This window comes from Okeania hirsuta (assembly GCF_003838195.1).
Lineage (GTDB): Bacteria > Cyanobacteriota > Cyanobacteriia > Cyanobacteriales > Microcoleaceae > Okeania > Okeania hirsuta.
Map to the genome: position 1 here is coordinate 1 of NZ_RCBY01000308.1, position 7220 is coordinate 7220.

At 37.2% G+C, this 7220-nt stretch carries 4 protein-coding genes and 1 pseudogene; 1 reads left to right on the forward strand and 4 read right to left on the reverse strand.

Annotated features, from left to right (window positions below):
* Positions 1 to 309: 309 nt before the first annotated feature.
* On the reverse strand, positions 310 to 432 hold the full coding sequence (locus D5R40_RS41560) for a hypothetical protein (RefSeq protein ID WP_275670435.1): 123 nt from the start codon (positions 430 to 432) through the stop codon (positions 310 to 312).
* A gap of 611 nt (positions 433 to 1043) precedes the next feature.
* Positions 1044 to 1181 (reverse strand): hypothetical protein, encoded by a 138-nt coding sequence (locus D5R40_RS36325; RefSeq protein ID WP_161564423.1) that lies wholly within the window; start codon positions 1179 to 1181, stop codon positions 1044 to 1046.
* A gap of 358 nt (positions 1182 to 1539) precedes the next feature.
* On the opposite strand from D5R40_RS36325, the gene D5R40_RS28775 reads away from it, so the two are divergent.
* Positions 1540 to 4731 carry an EAL domain-containing protein gene (locus D5R40_RS28775; RefSeq protein WP_124155578.1) on the forward strand — a complete coding sequence of 1064 codons (3192 nt, stop codon included), beginning with the start codon at positions 1540 to 1542 and terminating at the stop codon, positions 4729 to 4731.
* Between the two features lie 519 nt (positions 4732 to 5250).
* Here D5R40_RS28775 and D5R40_RS28780 read toward each other — a convergent pair.
* Positions 5251 to 5991 (reverse strand): annotated as a pseudogene (locus tag D5R40_RS28780) (IS630 family transposase); the annotation flags it as partial.
* A 194-nt stretch (positions 5992 to 6185) separates the two neighbouring features.
* Entirely contained in the window at positions 6186 to 6920 is a 735-nt protein-coding gene (locus D5R40_RS28785) for an IS66 family transposase (protein WP_240038863.1), read from the reverse strand.
* Positions 6921 to 7220 lie beyond the last annotated feature (300 nt).

Sequence of the window (7220 nt, forward strand, 5' to 3'; positions counted from 1 at the left end):
CTCAATCGCCGACAAAGATACGATCAGGGGTTCTGTAGACATTAGAGTTGTCGCTAAATAAAGGAAAAAAATCACTCTAACCTAGACAGAGCAATAATTCCCAGCATTTTTACCATCCAATAGCTACAATCCTTACAGAACAAGGTTTTTGGGATTTTTTTTAAGTTATAAAGCGACAAGTCTATTATATCATGTATCTATAGTAATAGACATCTCCAGAAAAGAGGGAGTAGGCAGCTTTGCTTTAGGCAGTAGGGAACCCACCCCTCGCCCCTCCCCCTCCCAGGAGGGGAAATAATTGATAATTTATCATTTTCTTTGTGGGTTTAATACCCCACCGTCAACTGGAGTGTTCAAAATTACTTGGGGGAGCGAATCCCCATGTAATTTTCCTCCTGTCTCCTGTCTCCTGTCTCCTGTCTCCTTCTTCAAGTGTGAGAATTGATTTGATTTTTGATTTTTACCAGATGTCTAATAGACAGGTAGGTTAGGACATAGAGTGATGATCAAACTCAGACAGGGAAATGTGGCGTTGCTGAAGCGCGTATATGATTTAATTTTGGCATTGCACAATCAGGAATGATGAAATCCGAAAGTAGATATTTTTGGATTATTCTTTCCTAAATATATGTACAGTTTAAAATCTATTATCATTCTTTAATGTGCAACCCCTTAATTTTAATTACTTAGGAGTCAGGAGGACTGAGTCAGAAGTCAGGAGAAAGAAAGTGCTTTTCGGTCAATTAAGTAAAGACAATATCTAATTTTGCCATCTTTGAATGACTCTTAATTTACCTAAATTACTTATTTCATACCTCAAATCACCAACGCCGGAAATGTTTTTCCCACTGTTCCCAGATCCTGTGTTCCCTCACACCGAGTGCGCATTCCCTCTCTTGTCAGCATTCCCATGGCGTTTGCGCTTCGCACAACTACATTTTATATGTTGCGGAGCAAAACGCCTGGTTCCGACCGCTTGCGTCTGTCGCACCCTGCGGGGTTACACCCCTGTTCCCTGCTATATATCTAACCTCCACCATTTATCATTTTCTTTGTGGGTTTAATACCCCACCGTCAACGGGGGTGTTCAAAATTACTTGTCGAAGACTATCCCCATGTAATTTTCCTCCTGTCTCCTGTCTCCTGTCTCCTGTCTCCTTCTTCAATGTTCCTTCAAGCATTTTCTTGTTTTTTCAAATTTAAAATCTAGATGCAGTTAGTTAATTACGAATAGTTCAATCGCAATTTTTGTGTACCATAAATTTGGTGGCGCAGTATTACATTCGTCAATCCAAACTAAGGCAAAAATGGTATATATAACTTAAATAGGAGTATCATCAAAGTTCATTTTATTAGGCTCAATCAAAATATTACTAAACTATTGGACTGATAACAACAATCAAATAGTTTTCAGACCTTTACTATTTGCCAAAAAAATGCTATATCCTCTTATCCCCAAAGCTACTAATTTAATATTGTAGCCTATAGAAAACATGGATTATAATAAATTAAGCTGATTTTGTTTAAGTGGCTTTTTATATGGTGGAGCGAAAACATATCGAGTATCAAAAAATACAAAAATCTAGCAAAGAACTAAATTTGCTAATTGTAGAAGATGTGATGAAAGATTTAGCGCTCATAGTCAACACCTTAAAGTCTAATGGTGTAAAATTTACCTATAATGTTGCAGGCAGTAAACTAAATTACCAAAGATTACTTAAAGATAATGTATATGATGCAATATTGTCAGATTACTATTTAGCCGATTTTGATATCTTCGAGCTACTCACATTACTACAAAAATTAGGACAAGAAGTTCCTGTTATTTTAATCACAGATTGTTTACAGGAAGAAGAAGCTTTTGAATGTTTAAAAGCAGGGGTTGATAATTATATTTTTAAAGATAAATTATTAAGTTTATCAATTATTTTAGAGCGAGCGATCGCTGAATTTAGATCGAAAAAAGAACAGCAACGTACCATTATCAAATTACAACAACAAGCTCAACAAGAAGCAATTATTAATCGCATTGTTCAAGGAATGCGTAATACTTTATTACTGGATGAAGTCATGCAAAATACTGTTGAGCAGTTACATGAGGTTTTGCAAGTTAGTCATTGTATAATTGTCAGGCTAGACTATCAGAAAAACATTAATATTTGTCACTTCAATAACACGACAGTTGAATGTGAAAATCAAGTTAGTTTTTGTTACGATGTTCATCAATATTATTCAGAATTACTCACTAGAGGAGAACAAGTAAAAATTAGTAAATTTGATACAACTATAGACTCAGAAGTTAAAAATCTTATTGACGAGTTTCAAGTGATTTCAGTCTTGATTACACCGCTGTTATATCAGGATACTTACCAAGGTGGGATTATTCTAGGTCAGTGCGATCAAAAAAGAGAATGGACAGAAGATGAACTATCTCTATTGAAATCAATTGCTAACCATTGCGCCATTGCTATTCATCAAGCTGAACTATATCAACAAGCACAAATAGAAATTGCTCAACGCAAGCAAGTAGAGGAGCATCTACGCAAAAGTCAAGAACGTTATGCTCTTGCCATTGAAGCAAGTCATGTGGGAATTTGGGAATGGGAATTACAAACGAATGCAATTTACGTCGATCCTATATTGAAAGCAATGCTTGGTTATGAAGATTGGGAAGTTAGAAACATAATGGATGATTGGCATCAATTGGTGCATCCAGAAGATCGAGAACAGGTAATGGCAGCAAAAAATGCTCACTTAGCAGGACTGACACCAAAATACGAAATCGAACATAGGATGCAACATAAAGATCGCAGTTACCGATGGTTTTTTTGTTGCGGAGTTGTTATTCAAAATGAAAAAGGAATAACGAACAAAATGATAGTAACAAATACAGACATTACACAATATAAGCACGCAGAAGAAACTGTTATTGCCAGTCAACAGCAGCTTGTAGGTATGATGACGCTGATCCGTAACATCACAGAATGCAAACAAGCACAACAAGCTTTACAAAATAATGAAGTGAGGTTTCATGCCCTAATTGAAAATGCTAACGATTTGATTTTGATTATTGATGCTGAGGGAATCTCTCGTTATATTAGTCCATCACTAATAAGAGTTTTGGGATATATACCAGAAAAAACTGTTGGTCAGGGTATCTTCGATCTAATTCATATAGACGATTTATCACTCATCACTCATACTTTTAACAAAGCAATTGAAAATCCTGGTATTAGTCAGCCACCTATTGAGTATCGAGTTAAGCATAGTAATGGTTATTGGTGCTTTTTTGAAGGTGTTGTCACTAACCTTTTACACGACCCAGCGGTGGAAGGTATTATTGTTAATAGTCATGATATTACTCAACGTAAGCGAATTGAAGAACAATTAAAACATGATGCACTACACGATCCACTCACCCATCTCCCTAATCGTACTCTGTTTATGGATCGTTTGGAGCAAACAATTAAATATGCGGAACGCCGAAACAATTTTTCCTTTGCCGTCCTATTTATAGACCTTGACCGATTTAAAGTTATTAATGATAGTTTTGGTCATAGCATGGGAAATCAACTGATTATCGCGATCGCCGAACAACTAAAAGCATTGGTTTCTCCTGGAGATACAGTTGCTCGTCTTGGTGCAGATGAGTTTGTAATTTTGCTAGAATATATTTCAGGAATTAGTGATGCTACCTATATTGCTAATCGCATTCACAAACAACTAACTTCACCAATTATTTTAGAAGGAAATGAAGTATTTATTACTGCTAGTATTGGTATTGCTCTCAACTCCACAAATATTGGGTCAGCAGAAAATATTTTACGAGATGCAGAAATAGCTATGCAATCCGCCAAAAATATGGGCAGAGGGTGTTATCAAATTTTTTGTACCTCTATGCACACTCAAATTCTCAAACGTTTAAAGTTGGAGAACAATTTACAAAGCGCTCTCAAAAACGATCTATCTCAATTTGTGCTTAACTATCAACCTATTGTGTCCCTCAGTACAAACAATATTACTGGTTTTGAAGCTCTAGTACGTTGGCAACATCCACAATTAGGCTTAATTTCTCCTGCTGAATTTATTCCTGTTGCTGAGGAAACAGGGTTAATAATACATCTTGGTTTGTGGGTATTGAGAGAAGCTTGTCGGCAGTTACGTCAATGGCAAAATGAATTTCCCAATAATTATCTTTTAAAAATGAGTGTTAATCTGTCTGTGAAACAGTTTGCTCAAGCAGATTTAATTGAACAAATTGACCAAATTCTCTTAGAAACTCAGCTTGATGGTAGTAATTTAAAATTGGAAATTACTGAAAGTGCTTTAATAGAAAATTATGAGTTTGTTACAGAAAAAATGTCTCAGTTAAGAGGGCGGAATATTGAGTTATGTATTGATGATTTTGGTACAGGATATTCTTCTTTAAGTTATTTACACCGTTTCCCGATGAGTACTTTGAAAATCGATCGTTCTTTTGTGAATAGAATAGGTGTTGCTAATATGATCAGTGAGGGTTCAATTGATCCTACGGAAATTATCCGTTCAATTATTACTTTATCTCACAATTTAGGTATAAATGTTGTAGCTGAAGGAGTAGAAACTACAGAACAAGTTCTTCAACTACAAGCGTTAAAATGTGAATATGGTCAGGGTTATTTATTTTCTAAGCCCCTAGATATAGCTAAAGCAACAAGTTTAATTTCTACAATCAACTATGCGGAAAAATAGTTAGGCTATTTCTTAGGAGTCAGGAGGACCGAGTCAGGAGACAGGAGACAACCCACCCCTCGCCCCTCCCCCTCCCAGGAGGGGAAGACAGGAGAAAAGGGAATGAGCGAGGAGGTAGGAGTAAGAATTGTCCTTTGATTTTTCTGCCCAACTATGAGCCTAAAATACTAGCTTTTTGAGCATGAAGAGCTGAAAACCAGGCACTTTTTTCGACTCCAAAAAGGCTAAAACCTTTATCTGTAAGTACTTTTATATTTAATCAGCAAGCCCTAGTTAAATTATCATGCTCTGTTATACCAAATATCAAAAGTATTGCTACATCTCCTTGAGAATAGGGAGTTCATTAATTGATAATGGATAATGGATAATGGATAATTGATAATTAGGGTTTGCTGAAAAAGTCTTTTTTTCAGAGCAGAAGCCAGAATTTCCTACGGAATGCTGCGCAAACAGAATCCAGAATCCAGGAGGAATGATAATCATAGAAGAGGTAGCCAGAAGAATCTTCCCAAGATTGTTCTACCCCACATTCCGCACTTCAATATCGTCCGGGGCGGAGTCTAGGTTACCCTGGACTGTGCTTTCGGCTTCTTTATAGTCCTGGATGGCCTGGTTAAGATTAGCGCGGGTTTCTGTATCCACCTCCTGGTTATCTGCCGCCAGTTTCTCTTTGAGAATTTCCTCAAGACGCTCTTGACCCTCGTAACGCAGTTTCGGATCGACTCCGCCCAGTTCGTATAAGGCCATCAAGAGGGCATAAAGGGTGCGCTGGAGGATGCTCGCGTTTTCGGGCAGGAGTACCTTTGCTTTTTCTATACTACGCTCGATATCGTCCCACCAACGTTCTATCTTGTTCAAATCTGGCGAGTCAGGTGGTAAATACCAGATTTCACACTCTTGCTTAGCCACTAATTCTTCAATATCAACTGATTTATGAAACGTTGCGTTATCCAGTATGATCACTTGCCCTGGTTGTAATTTTGGTAGTAAACAATTTTCCCACCAGCTCTCATGCCATACATGATTACAACTTCCTACAAATGTTAAAGGAGCAAACTTTTTTTCTTGATTTATAGCTGCAATCCAACTTACTCTCTCAGTTCTTTTTCCTGATTTCATACCTGGTACTCTTTTTCCTTTAACTCCATAACCATAAGTATAATCTTCCCTATTATCTATTCCAGCTTCATCTACATAAACAATATCTTTCTTGTCCATTTGATTTAGTTTAAAGATAAATTCTTCTGTTTCTAGTTCGTCTGTTTCTTGATCACCATATGTTTTTTTTGTATCCGCTCAGTAAATTGGGGTAAGAAGAAGAAAAAGTACAGCTAGTGTTGTAGAATATGACTTATGAGGCAAAAACTATCATCAGATCAATTAGTGGCCACATTACTGCAATCAATTGACCCAGGTTTGATTGCAGATTAAGGAGTACGTCAAACAGGATCCCCTCAATAATTGGGGGTAGGGAATGATTCCGCTGACCATGACCAACCGAAGGAATCAACAGAAGCTTCAGAACGAATAATAGTTGCCAGAGGGAGAATTATTCCTGCCTGGGAAATGCGATCGCTGATATACTCAAAAAAGCTGATACCCAACTTACGAGTAGTATCAACAAGGGACATAAAAATATCCCAAGCTTTTGTACCAAGAAATATCTGGGTAGCATAACTAATCTTACGTCGCAGCACCATTGTCCTAGCTGCTAACTCGGCAGGATTGTTGTGCAAAGGCAATTCTGGATGCTTCAAAACCAGAAGCAACTCCTCTTGTTTTGCGATGGTTAATCTTTTTCGTTCATCCAACTGTTCGTAACCAGTTTTTTCTCTAAACAGCGTCCCAAATTCTGACCTGAGTTGGTCAGCTTGCTCTTGACTGGGGGAATCTCTATAAGCTAATAATTTTCGGTACAATTTCCAAAATCTGTCGAGAAAGTTATCTAAAATCTTTTGGTGGTAGGCGATAAATGGACTTAACTTTTTATAATGCCTTCCTTCGTGGACCCAACATAAAGCTAATTCATCAGTCAATAACTTGAACTGTGGAGCATCATCACTTATGAGGGTTTTGATTACTGGAATTGTTGATTGCTGATGGTAAAAAGCAATTGCTGCTGCTTCATGTATACGAGTACGGGATTGAGAATTTAAATTAACCAGATGCTCATCAAGTAACCTATTCAACTCAATTTCTGTGAAGGCTGTTTCCTGAGGTAATAATTTCAGTCGATGCTCCCATTTGTTAGGCAGATTTAATACCTCAAGTAAATCGTATGTTATCGAGTTGAGGACAAACTCCAGTTCCGTTGTGTTTTGTAAAACTTTTAATACGCTTAAGCGGTCTTTGTTTGGTGTCGTTATATCAAATCCGGTAGCATCGGTATAAAAAAATTAAACCTGATAAATTAAGGGATGAATAGTAAGAGTTGGGCGATCGCCATGCCGAGATTGTTAAAGCTAGAACCACACAAAAGTATCGAAGAG

Coding starts and splice junctions, on each gene's coding strand:
- D5R40_RS28775 (WP_124155578.1), top strand. CDS start 1,540: ATGGTGGAGCGAAAACATATCGAGTATCAAAAAATACAAAAATCTAGC.
- D5R40_RS36325 (WP_161564423.1), bottom strand. CDS start 1,181: ATGCTTGAAGGAACATTGAAGAAGGAGACAGGAGACAGGAGACAGGAG.